General features: G+C 61.2%; 19 protein-coding genes and 2 tRNA genes. 6 read left to right on the forward strand and 15 right to left on the reverse strand.

Annotated elements, in window-relative coordinates; translation table 11 throughout:
- Positions 1-2: 2 nt before the first annotated feature.
- The gene (locus tag AACX99_RS10475) at positions 3-1,409 is read left to right on the forward strand and encodes a lipid II flippase MurJ (RefSeq protein ID WP_339411627.1); all 1,407 of its coding nucleotides are present in this window, start codon (positions 3-5) and stop codon (positions 1,407-1,409) included.
- Between the two features lie 245 nt (positions 1,410-1,654).
- Here AACX99_RS10475 and AACX99_RS10480 read toward each other — a convergent pair.
- The 15 genes from AACX99_RS10480 to AACX99_RS10550 all read right to left on the reverse strand — a co-directional run bounded on the left by AACX99_RS10480 (position 1,655) and on the right by AACX99_RS10550 (position 16,556).
- Positions 1,655-1,730: transfer RNA gene (locus AACX99_RS10480), tRNA-Thr, on the reverse strand.
- Positions 1,731-1,978: 248 nt separating this feature from the next.
- Complete coding sequence (locus tag AACX99_RS10485; RefSeq protein ID WP_339411629.1) at positions 1,979-3,253, reverse strand: methyltransferase; 1,275 nt, start codon at positions 3,251-3,253, stop codon at positions 1,979-1,981.
- 36 nt (positions 3,254-3,289) lie between these two features.
- On the reverse strand, positions 3,290-4,060 hold the full coding sequence (locus AACX99_RS10490) for an ABC transporter permease (protein WP_339411630.1): 771 nt from the start codon (positions 4,058-4,060) through the stop codon (positions 3,290-3,292).
- Positions 4,057-4,752 carry an ABC transporter permease gene (locus AACX99_RS10495; RefSeq protein WP_090254729.1) on the reverse strand — a complete coding sequence of 232 codons (696 nt, stop codon included), beginning with the start codon at positions 4,750-4,752 and terminating at the stop codon, positions 4,057-4,059. The genes AACX99_RS10490 and AACX99_RS10495 overlap by 4 nt, the downstream gene beginning before the upstream one ends.
- 50 nt (positions 4,753-4,802) lie before the next feature.
- Positions 4,803-5,555 carry an ABC transporter substrate-binding protein gene (locus AACX99_RS10500; RefSeq protein WP_339411631.1) on the reverse strand — a complete coding sequence of 251 codons (753 nt, stop codon included), beginning with the start codon at positions 5,553-5,555 and terminating at the stop codon, positions 4,803-4,805.
- Between the two features lie 19 nt (positions 5,556-5,574).
- Complete coding sequence (locus tag AACX99_RS10505; protein WP_339411633.1) at positions 5,575-6,348, reverse strand: ABC transporter ATP-binding protein; 774 nt, start codon at positions 6,346-6,348, stop codon at positions 5,575-5,577.
- 254 nt (positions 6,349-6,602) lie between these two features.
- Positions 6,603-6,678: transfer RNA gene (locus tag AACX99_RS10510), tRNA-Phe, on the reverse strand.
- A gap of 277 nt (positions 6,679-6,955) precedes the next feature.
- A complete protein-coding gene (locus AACX99_RS10515; RefSeq protein ID WP_339411634.1) occupies positions 6,956-7,228 on the reverse strand; it encodes an oxidative damage protection protein in 273 nt (90 codons plus the stop codon).
- Positions 7,225-8,304: an A/G-specific adenine glycosylase gene (gene mutY / locus AACX99_RS10520; protein WP_339411636.1), complete on the reverse strand. Its 1,080-nt coding sequence runs from the start codon at positions 8,302-8,304 to the stop codon at positions 7,225-7,227. The genes AACX99_RS10515 and mutY overlap by 4 nt, the downstream gene beginning before the upstream one ends.
- Positions 8,301-10,535, reverse strand: coding sequence for an AsmA family protein (locus tag AACX99_RS10525; protein ID WP_339411638.1), 2,235 nt, complete (start codon positions 10,533-10,535; stop codon positions 8,301-8,303). The genes mutY and AACX99_RS10525 overlap by 4 nt, the downstream gene beginning before the upstream one ends.
- A 123-nt stretch (positions 10,536-10,658) precedes the next feature.
- Positions 10,659-11,759: an NAD(P)/FAD-dependent oxidoreductase gene (locus AACX99_RS10530; protein ID WP_339411640.1), complete on the reverse strand. Its 1,101-nt coding sequence runs from the start codon at positions 11,757-11,759 to the stop codon at positions 10,659-10,661.
- Positions 11,760-11,917: 158 nt separating this feature from the next.
- The gene (locus AACX99_RS10535; RefSeq protein WP_339411641.1) at positions 11,918-12,700 is read right to left on the reverse strand and encodes an ABC transporter ATP-binding protein; all 783 of its coding nucleotides are present in this window, start codon (positions 12,698-12,700) and stop codon (positions 11,918-11,920) included.
- A 10-nt stretch (positions 12,701-12,710) separates the two neighbouring features.
- Positions 12,711-13,583 carry a nitrate ABC transporter permease gene (gene ntrB / locus AACX99_RS10540; RefSeq protein ID WP_339411642.1) on the reverse strand — a complete coding sequence of 291 codons (873 nt, stop codon included), beginning with the start codon at positions 13,581-13,583 and terminating at the stop codon, positions 12,711-12,713.
- 31 nt (positions 13,584-13,614) lie between these two features.
- The gene (locus AACX99_RS10545; RefSeq protein WP_339411643.1) at positions 13,615-14,946 is read right to left on the reverse strand and encodes a CmpA/NrtA family ABC transporter substrate-binding protein; all 1,332 of its coding nucleotides are present in this window, start codon (positions 14,944-14,946) and stop codon (positions 13,615-13,617) included.
- A gap of 320 nt (positions 14,947-15,266) precedes the next feature.
- Positions 15,267-16,556 carry a nitrate- and nitrite sensing domain-containing protein gene (locus AACX99_RS10550; protein WP_339411644.1) on the reverse strand — a complete coding sequence of 430 codons (1,290 nt, stop codon included), beginning with the start codon at positions 16,554-16,556 and terminating at the stop codon, positions 15,267-15,269.
- 131 nt (positions 16,557-16,687) lie between these two features.
- Between AACX99_RS10550 and hisB the strand changes: the two genes are divergently transcribed.
- The 5 genes from hisB to hisF all read left to right on the forward strand — a co-directional run bounded on the left by hisB (position 16,688) and on the right by hisF (position 20,104).
- The gene (gene hisB / locus AACX99_RS10555; protein ID WP_339411645.1) at positions 16,688-17,281 is read left to right on the forward strand and encodes an imidazoleglycerol-phosphate dehydratase HisB; all 594 of its coding nucleotides are present in this window, start codon (positions 16,688-16,690) and stop codon (positions 17,279-17,281) included.
- A gap of 267 nt (positions 17,282-17,548) precedes the next feature.
- Complete coding sequence (gene hisH, locus AACX99_RS10560) at positions 17,549-18,187, forward strand: imidazole glycerol phosphate synthase subunit HisH (RefSeq protein ID WP_339411646.1); 639 nt, start codon at positions 17,549-17,551, stop codon at positions 18,185-18,187.
- Positions 18,188-18,448, forward strand: a complete 261-nt coding sequence (locus AACX99_RS10565) for a DUF2164 domain-containing protein (RefSeq protein WP_339411647.1) — start codon at positions 18,188-18,190, stop codon at positions 18,446-18,448. It begins immediately after the preceding gene.
- A gap of 36 nt (positions 18,449-18,484) precedes the next feature.
- Positions 18,485-19,222, forward strand: a complete 738-nt coding sequence (hisA, locus tag AACX99_RS10570) for a 1-(5-phosphoribosyl)-5-[(5-phosphoribosylamino)methylideneamino]imidazole-4-carboxamide isomerase (RefSeq protein WP_339411648.1) — start codon at positions 18,485-18,487, stop codon at positions 19,220-19,222.
- Positions 19,223-19,333: 111 nt separating this feature from the next.
- Positions 19,334-20,104, forward strand: a complete 771-nt coding sequence (hisF, locus tag AACX99_RS10575) for an imidazole glycerol phosphate synthase subunit HisF (RefSeq protein ID WP_339411649.1) — start codon at positions 19,334-19,336, stop codon at positions 20,102-20,104.
- Positions 20,105-20,200 lie beyond the last annotated feature (96 nt).

Genomic DNA, 20,200 nt, shown 5'->3' on the forward strand with positions numbered 1-20,200 from the left:
TTATGTTCAACAGCACGCTCTGGTTGACCCTGGCCACTTTGGCTGGCCTTGCAGCAGGCTTCGCCCGCGAGTGGCTGCTGGTGGCTGCGTGGGGGGCTGGTAGCCGCAGTGACGCCTTTCTGGTTGCGCTGTTTCTTCCGGAAGCATTACGCATGACCATGGCGGGTGGGTTACTGGCCGCGGCGGCATTACCGCTCTACAACCTGCGTAACAACCTGGCCCAGCAGCGCTGGCTGAATGGGCTGAGCCCTTGGTTGTTGTTGTGTGCGCTCTTGTTGACCGGGCTGTTTGCTCTTGGTGCGCCGCTCTGGGTGCAATTGATTGGCCCTGGCTTGGGCGAAGTCGCGCGCAGTCAGGCGGCAGATAATCTTTTCCTGCTGGCCGCCTGTGCGCCTGGGTTTGTGTTGCATGCCCTGCTGAGCATTCCTTTGCAGGCCCGCGAACGTTTCGTCCTCGCAGGCCTTGGCTCACTGGTGTTCAACCTGCCTGCGGTCATTTACCTGGGATTGTTGGGGGCTGACAGTCAGCCTCAGCATGTGGCATTGGCTTGCCTGTTCGGCAGCCTATTGATGCCACTATCGTTGTTGATACCGGTCTGGCGTCTTGGCTGGCGTCCATACAGCCGTAATGGTGAGGCGGGTGCGGGGCGTGAGCTGTTGAGTAAGCTTGGCCCTCTATTTGGCAGTAACCTCGCGAGCCAAGGGCTTGCGCTGCTGGAACGAATGGTTGCGAGCATGCTGGGAGAGGGCGCCGTTACCTGGATCAACCTGGCGCGCAAGTTGATCAACCTGCCGCTGATTGCCCTGATGAACCTGAATCAGGTTCTGCTGGGCATGATGAGTGCTCGCCAGGGAGCCGCACGTCTCGGTCTGCTCAAGCAGGGGCTGGCTGCGGCTACCATCCTCAGCGTGCCAGCTTCGCTTGGCCTGGTGGGCACCAGTCCGACGTTGGTTGCGTTGCTGCTGCCTGGAAAAGTCGAAGGCGGCCCACTTCCCTTGTTACTGGCCTGGTTTGCGGTGCCATTGGTTTTTGGTGCTTGGAACGCGCTTTTGGCACGCTACGCCTACGCCGCCGGAGATACTCGCTTGCCGCTGCGCTGTGAGCTATGGGGGAGCTTGTGTACAGCGCTGTTGCTGATCAGTGTGCCGTTCGCCATCGGTGTGGTCGGCGTGGCATTGGCAGCGCTGGCGGGCGTGCTTGTCACCGGATTGTTGCTGATGCAACGGCAGGGGCTTCTTGCTGATGTAGGCTGGGCCAGGCAATGGCTACTTGGCCTTTTGCTGCTCGGCCTGATGGCCGCGGTGTTGTATCCGCTTGAACCCGGCTGGCTACAGTTGGGTTTGGGTACCTTCGTGTCTTCTCTGGTTCTTGTGGCATTAGCTGTCTGGCTCAAGCCATGGCGCGCCTAGTTAGCATTCTTTACAGCTTTTCTGAGTAATGACTTGAGGTATTGGACCGGGTCTGACTGCAGCGGTTTTCGATCCGGATTTATGGGTGCCGTTCGGCGCATGCATTCTTTTTCGGCGCGTCAGCGGGCGCAGATACACCCCTATTCCTGCCACTGTATTGGTACAAATGCGTACCCCCAATGCACTCCGAGTCGAATTTCAGGCACAAAAAAGGGTTACGTTTTCACGTAACCCTTTGCTTTGTATGGTGCCGGCACCAGGAGTCGAACCCGGGACCTACTGATTACAAGTCAGTTGCTCTACCAGCTGAGCTATACCGGCCTTTGAGGGTCGCCATTATATCCATTCGTTTGGCTGAGTAAAGCCGTCTGAGCATAGTTCTGTGCAGGCATTGTTATCAGCAGCAAAAGGCTTATGCACATATGCAGGGCATCTGGTACGAGCGTGCGTGGACACTGTGCGCTGGTTCGCGGTATTAGCTAAGTGCCTGTTTTTACGAGATATATATCAAGATCAAAAAATGCGCAGGTTGATGATATGCAGCTGGGGCGGGCGTTTGCGTGATTTGCTCAGAATCTGTCAACAGAGTTATCCACAGCAAATGTGGGCAACTCTTTCACGCGTTCGGCCAGCAGCAGCAGGTTGCGTGGGCTCTGTTGCCGACTGCAAAAGGTGCCAAGGCGCACGTTGTAGCCTTGTTCTTGCAGGAACAGGGCGCGGTCGAGCAGAAGCCAGAGCTCCAGTGGGCGCCGGAATAAGCCGCGCAACAGCTCCAGATTGCGCACCTCGGCCAGGCGTTGCCAGCCTTGTTGCTCCAGTTGTTGCCAATCCTGGGGCGCGGGTGTGGGCAGTTGTTTGAGTGCGGCGAGGTCGTTGCAATAATCGGCAAAAGGCTTGTCCAGCCAGGCCGCGGGTAGGGATGGGGTTGGCAAATATTCATCGCTGCCCCGCAGCTGGCGTTGCAGCAGATCGAAAGCCAAGCGACGGGCCATGGATTGGTCGCGCTGGCGACGTACCCGGGCGCCAGCGGTGACGGTTTCGCTCAGAGGCAGACCGAGATCGTCGATGGACAGTTGCAGTGCCGAGGCTTGGGCGCTCGTCGACAGCGGCCGATAGGTCGCTGTACTGATGCGGTTGTAGCAGCAGGGTGCTACGGCCAGTTGTTGGCAGCCGGCTTGGCTGGCCAATTGCAGCAGGCGCGTATGCAGCTCGCCGCAGGCATGTAGGGCCACGGGGGTGTGTTGCGCCTGCAACTGTATTACGGCGTCGTCAGCTAGCACATCTTGCTCAATATGCTGGGCGTCGATGCCGAGTTTATGGCTGAGTTGTTGACCACTGCTGACCAGCTGCGGGTCGTATTCCAGGCACGTCAGGCTGCCGCCATTGTGCGCGAGCATCCGCCCGAGGTGTCCTTTGCCAGCGCACCAGTCCAGCCAGTGCTGCGGTGTTTGGCTAAAGCGCAGGCTGCGGGCGAAGGCATCAATCTGTTGCCACTTACGTCCCGGTACATCGCTGCTAAAGCGTGCAGGTAATACCGCCACGGGTAACTGTGGCAGTTCACCGATCTGGCTTAGGTCGTAAGCCTGGGCGGCCAGTTGCGGGAAGGGCGCGGGTGCTTGCAGCAGATGCGGCTGGTTATGTGCGGCTTCGGCATGCTCAAGGCTTTGTGCCCTGAGCCAGGTGGCCAGCTGTGGCTGTTCGGTTTCCCAAGGCAATGCTGGGTAATGCACAAAAGGCCGTGGTCGCCACAGCGCCAGGTGCTCGATAAGAAAGCTGTCGAGCGCCTGAAAGCGCTGCAGCAAGGCAGTGTTTTGCAGGATTTGGGTGGGAGTGGTGGTTGGCATGATGGACGGTGCCTGAGGGTGCGAGCCCTCAGGCAATCAGCGGCCCTGGCAGGCGTCGACGCGCAGCCAGCGCTCCAGCAGCTTGAAACCGCGTACCAGCAGGAAGGCGATCAGCAGGTAGAACATCCCCGCGGCGAAGAAGATTTCCACTGGAAGGTAGGTGCGGGCGATGATAGTGCGGGCCATGCCGGTCAGTTCCAGCAGGGTCACGGTGCTGGCCAGGGCGCTGGCCTTGAGCATCAGAATCACTTCGTTGCTGTAAGCCGGCAGACCTATGCGCGCAGCTCTTGGCAGGACGATATAAAACATGGTCTTGGCCCGCGACATGCCTAGCGCGCGAGCGGCTTCGATCTCGCCCGGTGGCACGGCCTGAATCGCCCCACGCAGAATCTCGGCGATATAGGCCGCGGTGTGCATGGTCATGGTCAGCACGGCGCACCAGTACGGGGAGCGCAGGTAGGGCCAGAGCGGGCCTTCGCGCACCGCATCGAACTGCGCCAGGCCGTAATAGACCAGAAACAGCTGCACCAGCAGCGGCGTGCCACGGAAGAAGAAGATGTAGCCATAGGGCAGGGCGCGCACATACCAGTGCCGCGAGGCGCGGGCGATGCCCATGGGCAGGGCGAGAATCAACCCGGCGAGAACCGCGATGGCCACCAGCTCCAGGGTCAGTAGGGCGCCTTCCGACAGGCGCGGCAGCCATTTAATGATCACGTCCCAGTTGAGGGCTGTTAGACCTCCCCAGAGCGCATAGGCGACAAGCGCGAGGGCAGCCAGCCAAGCGACTATTTCAGAGATTTTTCTCATGACGCGCTCCTGACAAAGCCACGGCTGGAGCGTTTTTCAAGGAAGTGCATGCCAATCATTGCCAGCACGGTCAGGCCCAGGTAGATAAAGGCCGCCACCATATAAAAGGTGAAGGGCTCTTTACTGGCGGTCACGGCGATTTGCGAGCGGCGCATGATTTCTTCCAGGCCGATCACCGACACCAGTGCGGTGTCCTTCATCAAAATCATAAACAGGTTGCCCAGGCCGGGCAGGGCAATGCGCCACATCTGCGGCAGGATCAGTCGCCAGAAGATCCGTGGTTTGGACATGCCCAAGGCTTGGCCGGCTTCTCGGTGGCCTTTGGGGATGGCCAGGATGGCGCCGCGAAACACCTCGGTGGCATACGCGCCGAAGCAGATACCGAGGGCAATGGTGCCGGCGGCGAAAGCGTTCAGCTCAAGGCTTTCGATGCCGAGCAGGTCTGCCAGGTTGCGCATCAGCTGTACGGTGCCGAAATAGATCAGCAACACCCAGAGCAGCTCGGGAATACCGCGCACGATGGTCGAATACGTACCGCCAAGCCATTGCAGTGGCTTGTACGGGGAAGTCTTGGCGAGGGCGCCGAGCAAGCCAAGCACCAGACCCAGGCACAGCGCACTGAGCGCCAGCTTGATAGTCATCAGGGTGCCAGCAGCCAGGGCCGGGCCGAATCCGTAGAGGTCGAAATTCATAGGGGCTCAGAAGCCTGCGCCGCCCGGACGGGCGACGCAGTGCCGGCAGCTTAGTAGATGCTGAACGGGAAGTACTTGTCGTTGATCTTCTTGTAGGTGCCGTCAGCCACGATCTCGGCCAGGGCGGCATTCAGCTTCTCGCGCAGGGCATCGCCCTTGCGTACGGCGATGCCGATCTTATCGTTGTCGAATACCGGGTCGCCCTTGAATTCGAAACTTTTGCCTGCGTCGCTCTTCAGCCATTCCCAGTTGACGAAGGTGTCGGCCAGCACACCATCAAGGCGACCAGAGGCCAGGTCGAGGTAGGCGTTTTCCTGGGTGTCGTACAGCTTGATATCAACCACGCCGTCCAGGTTGTCTTCCAGCCAGGTGCCGGCGATGGTGGCGCGTTGAGCACCAATCACTTTGCCTTTCAGGCTGGCTTTATCGGTCTTGAAATCGCCGCCTTTTGGGGCGATGAACTGCAGTTTGTTGGTGTAGTAAGGCTCGGTGAAATCAACGGCGGCTTTGCGCTCTTCGGTGATCGACATGGAGGCGATCAGGAAGTCGAATTTCTTCGCGTTCAGGGCCGGGATGATGCCGTCCCAGTCGGAGGTGACCACTTCGCACTCGGCCTTCATCTTGGCGCACAGGGCCTGACCGATTTCCACGTCAAAGCCGCCGACCTGGCCGCTGGCGTCAATCAGGTTGAACGGTGGGTAAGCGCCTTCGGTACCCAGTTTCAGCTTGTCCGCGGCGACGGCGCTGGTGCCGAAGGCCAGGGTGGCGACAGCGGCCAGCAGGATATTCTTGTAGTTCTGCATGCGTAGTTGCTCCGTGTTTTCAGTGATTACTGGACATGAATTGTTTGCAGCGCGCCGAGTTCGGGTTGTCGAACACCTGCTCCGGGGAGCCCTGTTCTTCAACCAGACCCTGATGCAGGAACACCACCTCGCTGGACACCTGACGGGCAAAGCCCATTTCATGTGTTACCAGCAGCATGGTGCGACCTTCCTCGGCGAGTGCGCGGATCACATTAAGCACTTCTTGTACCATCTCCGGGTCGAGGGCCGAAGTGGGCTCATCGAACAGGATAATTTTCGGCTGCATGGCCAGGGTACGGGCAATCGCCGCACGCTGTTGCTGGCCGCCGGAAAGTTGATTCGGGTAAACATGGCGCTTGTCAGCGATACCGACCTTGGCCAGCAGCGCCTCGGCCACCTCAATGGCCTCGGCCTTGCTCTGCCCCAGCACGCGGCGCGGTGCCTCGATGATGTTGTCGAGCACGCTCATGTGCGGCCACAGATTGAAATTCTGGAAGACAAAGCCGATCTCGCTACGCAGACGATTGATCTGGCGACTGTCGGCGGCAACCAAGTCGCCATTCTTCGCGGCTTTGAGCTTGAGCTCTTCACCGGAGAGGATGATCTGCCCCTTGTGCGGGTTTTCCAGCAGATTGATGCAGCGCAGAAAGGTCGACTTGCCGGAGCCGGAAGAACCGAGGATGGAAATCACATCGCCGTCGCGAGCGGTGAGGGAGATGCCCTTGAGCACCTCAAGGTCGCCGTAGCGTTTATGCAGGTCGCGTATTTCCAGCGCGGGCGTGGCCTCGGCCATGGAGTGTCCTCTTATTCTTCGAATGCGCTCAGGCGATGCGTGGCCTTCCTGGCGAGGCGTCAAGCTAGCATAGCGTTTCGCTGACCGCCAAGCCGTTTACCGGCCTTGGAGCGCTCACCCGGTCACGCTGTCGCTTGGCTGCAGTTGGCTGTCGCGCGTGCACAATTTCAGTGGGTTTATAAGCCGTTGTGCGGTAAATCGCAGGCAAGAAAAAACCCCAAGGAGGTTGAGTTCTCTTGGGGTTTCTCTGTATTTGGTGCCCGGGGACGGAATCGAACCGCCGACACGGGGATTTTCAATCCCCTGCTCTACCGACTGAGCTACCCGGGCTAACGGGGCGCTATTAGACGGATTTGAAGGGTGGGTGTCAAGCGTGAGTTTGAAAAATATTTAATTATTACGGGCGCTTAGGTTCGAGTGCCGGGAAAAGGCCGGCGGCGTTGGGTAGCCCGGATGCAATCCGGGGAGCGATTAGCGGTGTAGGGTGGATAACGCTTTGCTTATCCACCATCGCGGTGTGGTGGATGGATAAGGCGTTATCCACCCTACGGTCTGCTGTTAGCGCATTTCGCCGCTAAAGCGGAACGCCTCCCACGCTTCTCTAAGGTCACTCGCTGGGCGGCACGTAGCCTTCGGCCTGGGCGTATTCCTCACCGGAGAGGAATTTGTCCATCTCGGCCTGGAGGAACTTGCGGTCTTCGGCGTTCATCATGTTTAGGCGGCGTTCGTTGATCAGCAGGGTCTGGTGCTTCTGCCATTCGTCCCAGGCTTGCTTGGAGACGTTATTGAAGATGTCCTCACCTTTGGCGCCCGGATAGGGTGGGCGTTCGAGGGCGGGCAACTCCTGTTTGTGCTTGCGGCACATGACGGTGCGGGTCATGACATTTCTCCAATATTCGGGTTTGTTGCGAGTGCGTCGGCCGCGCGCTTCAGCAACTTCTTCACCGGGGCGGCGAGGCCCAGGCGCGGCGGGGTGGCGAGGTTATACCAGAGCCAGTCGGCCTCGGCCACGGCGGTTGGCGCAGCGTCGACCTGGATCAGCCAGGGCTCGATGGCCAGCTGGAAGTGGCTGAAGGTGTGAGTCAGGCCGCTCATGGCTTGGGGTATACCCAAATGCAGGCTGTGGCGGCTGGTCAGCGCTTCTATGCCTTGTAGATTCTCCAGCTCCGGCAGGCTCCACAGGCCGCCCCAGAGGCCGCTGGACGGACGGCGGTAGAGCAGCACCTCGCCGTTGCGATTGGCGAAGATCGGCATCAGTGTGCGCTTTTGTGGCAGCGCCTTGCGCGGTTTGGGGATCGGGTAGCGGATCTCCAGGCCGAGCAGGTGCGCCTGGCAGCCGCTTTTCAGCGGGCAGAGCAGGCAGCTGGGTTTGCTGCGGGTACACAGGGTGGCGCCCAGATCCATCATCGCCTGGGTGTAGTGGTTGACTCGGGCGTGCGGGGTAAAGCGCTCGGCGACATCCCACAGCTGTTTGGCCACCTTCGGCTCGCCGGGATAGCCTTCCTGCGCGACGTAGCGCGCCAGTACGCGCTTGACATTGCCGTCGAGGATCGGTGCGCGCAGGCCCATGCTGAGGCTGGCGATGGCGCCGGCGGTGGAGCGGCCGATGCCGGGAAGTTCGGTGAGCTGGTCGACATCGCGGGGGAATTCGCCAGCATGTTCGCGCATAACGATCTGCGCAGTTTTCTGCAGGTTGCGTGCGCGGGTGTAGTAACCGAGACCCGTCCACAGGTGCAGTACTTCATCTTCTGGCGCCGCGGCCAGGTCATTGACCGTCGGCAAGGCGGCCATAAAACGGTCGAAATAACCGAGCACGGTGCTGACCTGGGTCTGCTGCAGCATGATCTCCGAGACCCACACGCGGTAGGGGGTGATGCCCTGTTGCCAGGGCAGATCCTTGCGCCCGTGGCTGTCGTACCAGTTCAGTACCGCGCTGGAAAATTGCTCGGGGCTCATCGGTTGAACAGGCCCTTGAGTGCGTCTTTAAGCTCGGGGCTGACCTTGTCGCCGAGCTTTTCTTCGATCTTCTCGTTGAGTTTGTTGCCGGCCAGTTTGGCAGCAACCTTGCCCAAGCCGTCCTGATCCAGGCGGCAGGCCTTGCCGCCCATTTCCAACGGGCCGCGGCAGCGCACAGGCCATTCGATGCCGACATAGCGCTCGTTGACCTGGCAGGCCGGGTCGGGCATTTCGCGCTGGTCGCCAATAATAGTGATGCCGACGCGGTAATCCAGGCCAAGGATGCGCAGGTCCAGATCGCCATTACCTTTGACTGCCAGGCCCGGAATAACGGCCTTGAGGTCGGGGTTGTGGGCGACGCCGTTGCGCAGAGTCAGGCTGCCTTGCAGGGTTTCGAAGGGCGTGTCCTTGCCGCGTGGATCGCTGCTCAGGGATTTGCGGTTGAGTGTGGCGATGCCGCGGCACAGCTGTTGTTCCAGGTTGGCGTCGACCAGTACGCCGTCATTCAGCATGAAGCTGGCGTCGCCCGTCAGCCCATCGACCCAGGCGCGCTGGCTGTTGCCGCTGGTGGTCATGTTGGCTTTGAAATCCAGCAGGCCTTTGACCGGCGAAGGCTGGTCGGGCTTTTTCAGGAACGGCTCAACCGGGATGTTGCTGAGGTTCTTCTGCACGCTGAGCAGTGGGATCGCCGGCCGCACATCGATGCTGGCCTTGCCGTTGAAGCTGCCGTTGCCGATAGTGCCGCGCACATCCTGCAGGGTCAGCAGGCCGCCTTTGCTCTGCGCCTTAGCGCTGAAATTACTGATCACCAGCTGCTGTGCGGTGAGCTGGTCCAGGCCAAGGTCGAGTTGCATGTCGAGCTTACGCAGCGTCGCGATTGGCAGTACTTCACTGTTGCTCCAGGCGTGCTGGGTCGGTGCGTCGGGCAGTGGTGTGCTGCCGCTCTGCCCTGCGCTGGCAACACTGGCCTTGACCTCGGCCTGGCGCGCGGCGCCAGGATCGTTGGCGTCTTTGGAAGGTGCGGGCAGGTAGCGGTCGAGGTTCAGTTGGTCGCCCTTGAGCTGCACACGCAGGGCCTGTTTGGCGAAATCGGCAATCGCCAGCTGGCCGCTGAAGTGGCTGTCATCGAGGGTTAGCTTGAGGTCTTCGAAGGTCAGGCTATTGTCGGTGCCGCTCAGGCGGGTTACCAGTTCGAACTGGCTGAGGGTTTTTTCATCGGTCATCGGCGGCAGTTTCTGGCCGATGGTGGTGAGGAATTCACGCAGGTTGAGTGGCGCGATGGATAGCCCCCCACTGAGTTTTGGCTGCTTGTCGAGATCACGTACTTTCAGTTCGCCAAGTGCGCGCAGCTGGTTGCCGGAGAACTTCAGGCCGTTCCATTCAGCGACTTGAGCGGCCAGGTCGACCAGCAGTTGGCCCTGGGCCGAGTAGGTCAGGGTCTGGCCGTCGAAGGGCTCGCCAGATACTTCGCCAGAGAGCTTGGCGTCTTCCAGTTGATAGCGCTTGAGCGCGCGATCAAAGCGCAGCTCGCCCTGCAGTTCGCTACGGGCGCGCAGGACTGGCTGGTTGAGGCCAAAGAAGGCACTGAGCTTGACCGGGATGCCTGCGCCTTCGCGGATTGCGCCGGTGGTCAGCTGGATGCTTTCAGCGCTGAATTGCTGGCCTTTTTGCACATCGTGGTAGTCGATGCGCGCGCTGTTGACGATCAGGCTGTCGATATCCAGTTTCAGCGGCTGGCTGCTTTCAACAGGCTCAGCAGCTGGGTTTTCGGCCTGCGGTCTGTCGCTGTTGGCTGCTGGGGCTTCTGCTGTTGCGGTCGTGGTGTTAGCCGGTTTGCCGACATCCTCCCAGTTGCTGCGGCCTTTTTCATCGCGCTGCAGGTTGAGGTTGAGGCCGTCGATGCGGATATCGCTCATCTGCACTTCTTTGCGCAGCAGCGGCAGCACGCGCACCGATAGACCAAGCAGACGAAGGTCGGCGAAAGGTTTGTCCGGAGTGCTGGGGCTGGCGAGCGTAGCATCAGTCAGCTCCAGGCCGAGCCAGGGGAACAGGCTCCAGCCAATATCGCCTTTGAGGGTCAGCTCCAGATTGGCCTTGTCACGGGCAAGCTGGCGGATTTCATCTTTGTAATCGTTGGGATCGAACAGGTGGGTGAGGGCAAAGCCCAGCGCCACGATGATCAGCAATAGCCCGAGAAAAAACAGGCCGAGGATTTTGCCGAGCGCTTTCATGTGCGAATCCTTGTTTCGAAACTTAATGGTGAAAAGCAGCAATTCAAGCCGGCGAGTATAGCGCCAGCGCTTTTACATGGACCGCCGACAGTCCCGTTTACGCGGTGATTTTGCAAGCGGCTTTTACAGGACCTGCGCCACGCGCTCGGCAATAGCCAGGCTGGCAGTAAGGCCGGGCGACTCGATGCCGAACAGGTTGACCAGACCTGGCAGGCCGTGCTCCTTGGGCGTTTGGATAATGAAGTCGGCGGCCGGTTCCCCGGGGCCTGCGAGTTTCGGCCGGATGCCGCTGTAGCCTGGTACCAGGCGCGCGCTATCGATAGCGGGGAAGTAGCGGCGGATGGCTTCGGCGAACGGCTCGCGCAGATTTTCATCGATCTGATAGTTGATCTGTGTGAGGTAGTGGGTGTCCGGCCCAAAGCGCAACTGGCCGCCGAGATCCAGGGTGGCGTGGATGCCTAGGCCAGCGGTATTGGCTTCCGGCATCGGGTAAATCAGATGCTGGAAGGGCGAGCGACCGCTGTAGCTGAAGTAGCGGCCCTGGCATAGATGCAGTGGCGGCACGCTCCGCAGCCCTTGGGTTTGCTGGGCCAGTTGTTGGGCGAATAGACCGCCGGCATTGATCACTCGCTGAGCTTTCAGCTGGAACGGTTCACCGCCACTGTGGCCTGAGGCTATCCAGCCGTCGCCACTTGCTTCGAGTCGCTCGACGCGGCTGTGTAGCACCAGCTGTGCGCCGCGATTTTCCGCCGCCGCCAACAGTGATTGCAGGTAGGCGTGGCTATCGATAATCCCGGTGCTGGGCGAAAGCAGAGCGGCTACTCCGCGCACCGCTGGCTCCAATTCGTGCAGGCGTTTTTGCTCGATAGGCTGCAGGTCGTGCACCCCGCAGGCCGCCGCATTGCGCTGCAGTAGTTCGAGTTTGGTGATTTCCGCCGTTTCTACTGCCATCAGTAGTTTGCCGAGTTGGTGGTGTGCCACCTGATGGGCGCGACACCAGGCATACAGGCGCTCGCGGCCTTCCAGGCACAGTTCGGCCTTGAGCGAGCCGGGCGTGTAGTAGATACCGGCGTGGATCACCTCGGAGTTGCGGCTGGAGGTGTGGCTGCCGATCAGGCTTTCCGCTTCGACTATCAGGCAGCTCTGTCCCGGACTGCTCAGGCGCGCGGCGCAGGCCAGGCCGAGGGCGCCTGCACCGATAATCAGGGTGTCGATACTGTCCATGGCGTTGTCGGTGCTGCGAGTTGACGGGTTAGGCGGGGAGCATAACAAGAACCTGTGAGGTGGCCATAAGCGTCACGGTGCGGGTTAGCCTTTGATAATTTTTTCGGGAGTCTCGCGGCTAAAGCGCCTTCCCACCCTTTAGCCGCGAAAGCTGTCGCTTACTGCAACCGATGACGGTCGTGGAGAAAGCTCAGCACCGCCCGGCGGCAGCGGTTGTACTCGTGGTCGTCGGCCAGGGCGATGCGGTCGCGCGGGCGCGGCAGGTCGACTGTGAGGATTTCACCGATGGTGGCTGAGGGGCCGTTGGTCATCATCACGATGCGATCCGACAGCAGCACCGCTTCGTCGACGTCGTGGGTGATCATCATCATGGTGTTGCCCAGATCTGCCTGTATGCGCATCACCTCGTCCTGCAAATGGGCGCGGGTGAGGGCGTCGAGGGCGCCGAAGGGTTCGTCGAGCAGCAACACCTTGGGCTTCATCGCCAGGGCGCGGGCGATGCCGACGCGCTGCTTCATGCCGCCGGAAATCTCCTGCGGGTACTTGTCCAGGGCGTGACTCATGCTCACCAGCTTGAGGTTGTGTTCGATCCACTCGCGGCGCTCTGCCTTGCACATGCTGCGCTTGAACACCTTGTTGACCGCCACTTCGACGTTTTCGAATACCGTCAGCCAGGGCAGCAGCGAGTGGTTCTGGAACACCATGCCGCGATCCGGGCCGGGGCCGCTGACTTCCTTGCCGTCGAGAATGACCACGCCGAGGTTGGGGTCGAGCAGGCCGGCGACGATATTCAGCACCGTCGATTTACCGCAGCCGGAGTGGCCTATGATCGAGATAAATTCACCTTTGTCGATGCGCAGGTTGATGTTCTTCAGCACCTGGGAGGCCAGGTTGCCGCGCACGAAGCTTTTGTCCAGTTGTTCGATGGAGAGATAGCTCATGTTCGAATCCTCAGGCGGCGGGGATGCCGCGGGTGATGCGTCGGCCGGTGAAGGCCACCAGACGGTCGAGGCAGAAGCCGACGATGCCGATATAGACGAGGGCGAGAATGATGTCGCTGATCCGCGAAGCGTTCCACGCGTCCCAGATAAAGAAGCCGATGCCGACCCCGCCGATCAGCATCTCCGCGGCGATGATCGCCAGCCATGACAGGCCGACACCGATGCGCAGGCCGGTGAAAATGTAGGGCGCGGCTGCCGGCAGCATAATGATGCGGAAGTACTCCCAGGCATTCAGCTGGATCACCTGAGCGACGTTGCGGTAGTCCTGGGGAATATTGCGGATGCCCACCGAGGTGTTGATGATGATCGGCCAGATCGCGGTGATAAAAATCACGAAGATCGCCGATGGGTGGCTGTCCTGAAAACCGGCCAGGGACAGCGGCAACCAGGCCAGCGGCGGCACGGTACGCAGCACCTGGAACAGCGGATCGAGACCGCGCATGGCCCAGTCCGACTGGCCGATCAGCACGCCGAGGGCGACGCCCGCCACAACTGCCAGCAGATAACCCACCGCCACCCGTTGCAGGCTGGCCAGCAGTTGCCAGGCCAGGCCGACATCGTTGCCGCCATTGTTGTAGAAGGGGTCGACGATGAGCTCCCAGGTATCGCTGAGCACTTGGGAGGGCGGCGGTAGAGCAGCGCCTGCACCCGAACAGAGCATCTCCCAGATCAGTCCGAGCAATAGCAGGATCACCAGCGGCGGCAGCAGATCATGCAGCAGGGTCTGCTGCAGGCGCGTGCCGATACGGCTAAGCCGCGAGGGTGTGGTTTGTGTAGCCGGGCTGGCCACTGCGGCAGGCTCGATTTTTACGTTGGCGTTCATCGGGTGTCTCCTCGCAGGCGGTGCATGGCGGTCAGGCCATGGCCTTGATGGTCAGGCTGTCCAGGTAGGCTTGCGGGTTCTCGGGATCGAACACCTTGCCGTCGAAGAAGGTCTCGATGCCGCGCGAGGTCGAGGTGGGGATCTGCTCGGTCGGCAGGCTCAGGGCGGCGGCAGCGGCGCGCCAGATGTCCTCGCGGTTGACCTGGGCGATCAGCGCCTGGCTGTCGAAATCGGCCGGCAGGTAGCCCCAGCGCTTGTTCTCGGTGAGGAACCAGAGGTCGTGACTCTGGAAGGGGTAGGAGGCGAAGTCGTCCCAGTAGCGCATCTGCTCAGGATGGTTTTCCACCACCTTGCCGGTACCGTAGGCGAAGTTGCCCTTCATGCGGTCGACCACGTCGGCGTAAGGCGCGCCGATCCAGCGCCGCTGCGAGCAGATCTTCGCCACTTCTTCCTTGTTTTCCGGCTGCTCGCAGAACATCTGCGCTTCCATGATGGCCATGGTCAGGGCCTGGGCGGCCTTGGGGTTGGCGGCCACGTAATCGCTGCGCATGGCGAAGGATTTTTCCGGGTGGTTATGCCACAGCTCGCCGGTGGTGTTGGCCGTGTAGCCGATCTTCTGGTTGATTAGCTGGGCGTTCCACGGCTCGCACACGCAGAAGGTGTCCATGCTGCCGACCTTCATATTGGCGACCATCTGCGCCGGCGGCACGGTGATGGTGCTGATGTCGTTGTTCGGGTCGATGCCGCCGGCGGCCAGCCAGTAGCGCATCCACAGGTCGTGGGTGCCGCCGGGGAAGGTCATGGCCGCGCTGACTTTCTTGCCGCTGGCTTTCTTGGCCTCCAGGGCGGCCTTGAACGGGGTGCTGTCGACGCCGATCTGCAGGTCGCGGTATTCCTCACCCACCGAAATGCACTGACCGGCCAGGTTGAGGCGGGCGAGGATGGAAATCGGCACCGGCTGGTTGTTCGGGGTGACGATGCCGGCGCTGATCAGGTAGGGCATGGGGGTGAGGATATGGCCGCCATCGATGCCGTTCTTCGCCGAGCCCAGCACCAGGTTGTCGCGGGTGGTACCCCAGGAGGATTGCTTGAGTACCTCGACCTCGGTCATGCCGTATTTGGCGAAGAAGCCTTTCTCGGCGGCGACAAACAGCGGCGCGGCATCGGTCAGGGCGATAAAGCCAAGTTTGGCCTTAGTGGTTTCCACGTCACTGCCGGCAGCCCAGGCGCTGCCCTGGCTACTCAGGCCCGTGGCGCCGAACAGGGCGATACCGCTGGCGGCAGCGATGGACTGCTTGAGGAAGCGGCGGCGCGAGGCCAGCAGCGGGCTGATGCTTTCGTCTTGGGTCGGCTTGTCGGTCATGGCTCGGTTTCCTCTGGGCGAAAAAAAACGATGTCACGCCGACCGGCTAAGCCGGTGGGCGTGGACATCGTTGTCCGGATTGGATTGTGGCGCTCGGCATGGCTGCCAGGCTTGTTCTAGCCGTAGCGAAAGCCGTGCCAGGATCTGCCGAATGGCTTCGGCGCGGCTCCGCACGGGGCGGTTGGCCTGGCAGATCAATGGCTTGCGTTGCTCGGCCGGGCTAGCGTTGCGTTCGCTCTGGCCGAGCGCTGCGCTGATCGGCCGCGGCGGCCTGCGGCGGTGCACGTTCGCAGTGCGTGGGGATGTGTGCGTGCCTGGGTTCAGTGCTTTTGCCGAGATCTGGCCGCCTGCGATTCGGCGTTGAGCGCCAGCAGGCGCTGGGCCACCTCGTCCAGGCGCAGGCCCTGGTTCATCGCCTCCTGACGCAGGCGGGTATAGGCTTCGCTTTCGCTGCAGCCCTGCTGCTTGATCAGCAACTGCTTGGCGCGCTCCACCAGCTTGCGTTCGTCCAGTGCCTGGCGCGCTTCGCGCAATTCGTCGTGCATGCCCTGCAGGCGATGGGTCTGGCTCTGCAGCAGATCCAAGGTCGAACGCGCCAGGTTGGCGTCTGGGCCTTCCTCGGTCGGGCGGTCGCTGTTGTGCACGCTGAACAGTCTGGCCTGCTCGGCGGCAGCGTGCATGTCGCTGAGGCCGTCGAGCAGGTGGCGGTGGCTGTGCAGATCGCGGCGGACGCGCTGCATGCTCTGCTGGCAGCGCTGCAGCAAATCTTGCTCAAGGCAGGTTTCCACGCTTTTCATCGCGTCGATGCGGGCGGTGTGCAGGTCGAACCAGAGTTCGCCGAGCTGGCGGTCGACTTGGGCGTCGGCGTGGGTGCGTCGGGCGATCTCGCGCAGGCGGCAGGCCTGGTCGTTGCTGGGGCTGGCGCAGAGGCTGTGCCAGAGCTCCAGGGCCACCGGGCTGGCGAAGCGGCCGAAGGTAACGAAGCTGCGCTCCTGGCATTCCAGCAGATGCTCCAGGCGTTCGAGCATCTCGGCCGTGAAGTAGCCGCTGGCGAAGCCGGTGACGCCCAGGGCGCGCTCCTGGCCGGCGAGCTCCTTGCCCTGCATAAAGTTGAACAACGCCACCAGGCTGCGGGTGATGGCGGGGTCGATGGCGGTGTCGGCGGCCTCGAAGACCACTGCCAGCAGGCCGCCGATCAGTCGTACCAGCGTGGTGGTGGCGTCCTGCATGCTGATGCGGTGCTCGCGAATCCTGCGCCGCAGCGCCGGCAGCTCGTCGAGGCTGTGCAGGGCATAGGCGATGCGGGTGAACAGGCGGGTCTTGTCGGCCGAGCCGAGGCCGTTCTGGCCGATGCGTTCGAAGTCGTCACGCGCCTGACGTTCCAGGCTGTCGGCGGCCTGGCTCAGGCCGTCCAGCTGCAGGCGTTGGTGTGGGGCGTTGCCGCTCAGGTAGAGGTTGGAGTAGCCGCGCTCTTTTTGCAGGGCATGCACCAGCTGGCTGATACGGGTAACCAGTTCGCAGGTCTGCGACAGGTCCTCCAGGCCGAGCAACTCGCTGCGCCGGGCTGCCAGCATAAAGCGCAGGGTGGCCGGCATTTTCCGCTCATGCATGATCGCCGCCTCAGGTTGGCAAATACCCGGACGTCTGCAAGATGCAGTCCAGCCGGCTGGGTGCGTATCGCCAGGCCAGCTTTGCCCCTATAATGGCAGCCTTTTTCCGTGGGCAATTTCTGGAGCTGGTGATGGCCGAACGTACGGCATCCGTCGAGCGCAATACCCTGGAGACCCAGATCAAGGTCTCGATCAACCTGGATGGAACTGGCAAGGCCAAGTTCGATATTGGCGTGCCATTCCTCGAGCACATGCTCGACCAGATCGCCCGCCATGGCTTGATCGACCTCGATATCGAATGCAAGGGCGACCTGCATATCGACGACCACCACACCGTGGAAGACGTCGGCATTACCCTTGGCCAGGCGTTCACCAAGGCTATCGGCGACAAGAAGGGCATGACCCGTTACGGCCATTCCTATGTGCCGCTGGATGAAGCGCTGTCGCGTGTGGTGATCGACTTCTCCGGTCGTCCGGGTTTGCAGATGCATGTGCCGTTTACCCGTGCCGTAGTTGGCGGCTTCGACGTGGACCTGTTCCAGGAATTCTTCCAGGGCTTCGTCAACCATGCCCTGGTTTCGCTGCACATCGATAACCTGCGTGGCACCAACACCCACCACCAAATCGAAACGGTGTTCAAGGCCTTCGGCCGCGCCCTGCGCATGGCTGTCGAGCTGGACCCGCGCATGGCCGGACAGATGCCGTCGACTAAAGGCGTGCTCTAGAACCTGCCCCGCCTAAAAATCATGCCCGCGCCGGAGGCCGTTTTTCCGCAGCGCAAGGCAAGAGGAGAGAAGTTTGGTTATTCCAAATGAACGACGATTAACGCAGGGCTGCGGAAAAACGGCCCCGTCCCGCAGGGTTGCGCTCAAAAGTGCGCCATGCGGTGTTGTGGGACTTGCCAATGGAACGACCATTGGCTGCGTTCCACGCCTTGCCTGGCACGCTTTTGAGCAGCAACGCGGGCATGATTTTTGGGCGGGCAAGTTCTTATGCAAACGGTAGCAGTAATCGACTACGGCATGGGCAACCTGCATTCGGTGGCCAAGGCCCTTGAGCACGTAGGCGCCGGCAAGGTGCTGGTGACCAGTGATGCCCAGGTGATCCGCGAGGCTGACCGCGTGGTCTTCCCAGGCGTTGGCGCGATTCGCGATTGCATGGCCGAGATCAAGCGCCTGGGTTTCGATGATCTGGTCCGCGAGGTCAGCGTCGATCGGCCATTTCTCGGCATCTGTGTCGGTATGCAGGCCCTGCTGGAGCACAGTGAAGAGAACGATGGCGTCGATTGCATCGGCCTGTTCCCCGGCAAGGTGCGGTTCTTCGGCAAGGACATGGTCGAAGATGGCGAGCCGCTGAAGGTGCCGCATATGGGCTGGAATGAAGTGGCGCAGTCGGTCAAGCATCCGCTGTGGCACAACATCCCGGACCTGGCGCGCTTCTACTTTGTGCACAGCTATTACATCGAGGCCGGCAACCCCAAACAGGTGGTCGGTCGCGGCCATTACGGCAAGGACTTCGCGGCGGCCCTGGCTGACGGCTCGCGTTTCGCCGTGCAGTTCCATCCGGAGAAGAGCCATACCCATGGCCTGCAATTGCTGCAGAATTTCGCCGCCTGGGATGGTCGCTGGTAAATGAGCCGGGCCAAGCAGAAACCGCTGATTCTCACCCTCACGGCCGAGCAGGAGCGTGAGGCGACCAGCGCCCTGAAGCGCTTTATGGAAGAGCGCTTTGAGCTGCAGCTGGGCTCGTTCGAGGCGGCGGAAATCCTCGAGCTATTCGCTCGTGAGATTGCACCGCATTACTACAACCGGGCGATTTTCGATGTGCAGACTCACCTGAAAGAACGGTTCGAGAGCATCGAAAGCGACCTCTGGGCGCTGGAAAAGAGCTGACCCACCGAATTCACACGACTTGAGCAGGTTCAACCGATGCTGATTATCCCCGCTATCGATCTGAAGGACGGCGCCTGCGTGCGTCTGCGCCAGGGCCGCATGGAAGATTCCACGGTATTTTCCGATGACCCGGTGAGCATGGCCGCCAAGTGGGTTGAGGGCGGCTGCCGTCGCCTGCATCTGGTCGACCTCAACGGCGCCTTCGAGGGTCAGCCGGTCAACGGCGAAGTGGTCACTGCCATCGCCAAGCGCTACCCGAATCTGCCAATCCAGATCGGCGGTGGTATTCGTACCCTGGAGACCATCGAGCATTACGTCCGCGCCGGGGTCAGCTACGTGATTATCGGCACCAAGGCCGTTAAAGACCCGCAGTTTGTCACTGATGCCTGTAAAGCCTTTCCGGGCAAGGTGATTGTCGGTCTGGACGCTAAAGACGGCTTCGTCGCAACTGACGGTTGGGCTGAGGTCTCTACCGTGCAGGCCACCGATTTGGCCAAGCGCTTCGAGGCCGATGGTGTGAGTGCCATTGTTTATACCGATATCGCCAAAGACGGCATGATGCAGGGCTGCAACGTCGAGGCCACTGCTGCCCTGGCTGCTGCCAGCCGCATTCCGGTAATTGCCTCGGGTGGTATCCACAACCTCAGTGATATCGAGAAGCTGCTGCTGGCGCGCTCGCCAGGCATCATCGGCGCGATCACTGGTCGGGCGATTTACGAAGGCACTTTGGATGTGGCTGAGGCGCAAGCCTTCTGCGACGCCTTCAAGGGCTAAGCCGTAGGGTGGGTTAGCCGCGTAGCGGCGTAACCCATCGCCAACCACTTATCGATGGGTATCGCTGCCCTCAGCGGAACACCGCCCGCCCCATCCAACGAGAACATAGTTATGGCTTTGGCAAAACGCATTATTCCCTGCCTCGACGTCGACAACGGTCGTGTGGTCAAAGGCGTGCAGTTCGAGAACATCCGCGACGCCGGTGACCCGGTGGAAATCGCCCGTCGCTATGACGAACAGGGCGCCGACGAGATTACCTTTCTCGATATCACCGCCAGCAGTGACGGTCGCGATACCACGTTGCACACCGTCGAGCGCATGGCCAGCCAGGTCTTTATCCCGCTGACGGTGGGTGGCGGCGTGCGTACCGTGCAGGATATTCGCAATCTGCTAAATGCCGGCGCGGACAAGGTCTCGATCAATACGGCAGCTGTTTTCACCCCGGAGTTCGTTGGCGAGGCCGCCTCGCGTTTCGGCTCGCAATGCATCGTGGTCGCCATAGACGCGAAGAAGGTTTCCAAACCGGGCGAAACCCCGCGCTGGGAAATCTTTACCCATGGCGGCCGCAAGCCGACAGGTCTGGACGCCGTGTTGTGGGCGAAGAAGATGGAAGACCTCGGCGCCGGCGAAATTCTGCTGACCAGCATGGATCAGGACGGCGTAAAGAGCGGCTACGACCTCGGCGTCACCCGCGCCATTAGTGAAATGGTCGGCATCCCAGTGATCGCCTCCGGCGGCGTCGGCAGTCTTCAGCATCTGGCTGACGGCATTATCGAAGGCAAGGCGGCTGCGGTACTGGCTGCGAGCATCTTTCACTTCGGTGAATACACCGTGCCGGAAGCCAAGGCGTATATGGCCGCGCGCGGCATCGTCATTCGCTAAACCTCGCTGGCCGGCAGCCCTGCCGGCTACCGCTGCGGGCGAGTCGACAGCAAAATGTCGACTGGCCCGCTAAAATCATAATGTTTGCGTTCGGGT

This window comes from Pseudomonas sp. EA_35y_Pfl2_R5, assembly GCF_963970805.1.
GTDB lineage: Bacteria > Pseudomonadota > Gammaproteobacteria > Pseudomonadales > Pseudomonadaceae > Aquipseudomonas.